This is a genomic window from Arhodomonas sp. KWT (genome assembly GCF_010993615.1).
This window is the reverse complement of sequence record NZ_WNXE01001028.1, coordinates 1-585: the sequence shown is the minus strand read 5'-3', so window position 1 is coordinate 585 and position 585 is coordinate 1. Positions and strand designations below refer to the sequence as shown.

At 71.8% G+C, this 585-nt stretch carries 1 protein-coding gene; it reads right to left on the bottom strand.

Annotated features, from left to right (window positions below; all coding sequences use genetic code 11):
- On the bottom strand, positions 1-585 hold a 585-nt coding region (locus tag G7A99_RS23950), incomplete at both ends, for a hypothetical protein (RefSeq protein ID WP_205600048.1).

Sequence of the window (585 nt, the reverse complement as noted above, 5' to 3'; positions counted from 1 at the left end):
GAACTGAGCCAGCGCCTCGCGCCCCACCGCCACGGCCTCGGTGTAGTGCGCCCGGAGCGTGCACTGGACAACGCGCATGTAGTAAAGGTCGGCGCGACGGAAGATGTCCGTCTCGCGCGCGATCGCCTCGCTGACGTAGCGCTCCGCCGCCTCGAAGTCGCTGTTGAGGTATTCGAGCTCGCCGCGTTCGCGGTAAAGCGCGTAGGCGAGCGCCGGGTCCCGTTCCCAGATGTCTCCAGGCAGGCGTGACATGCCGGCGCGCATGTGCTCCACCGCGGCGGCGAAGGCGGCCGCCGCCTTGGCCCGGCGGGCGGCGTCCAGGTTCACCCGCGCCAGGTCCGTACCCGCCTCCGCGCCGCTCACCAGGGAACGGGCGAGGTTGAGGTGACCAGCGATCTCGATCACCCGCTCGGCACGGCGCGCCGCCGGCAGGCGCTCGCGCAGCAGGTGGGCGATCCTCAGGTGCAACGGCTCCACCGCCTCCTCGGGGAGGGCACGGTAGGCGACCTCCTGCATGCGGTCGTGGGCGAAACGAAAGCTGCGGGAGACGACCCGGTCTCCGACCAGGGCGGGATCCCCCACGGG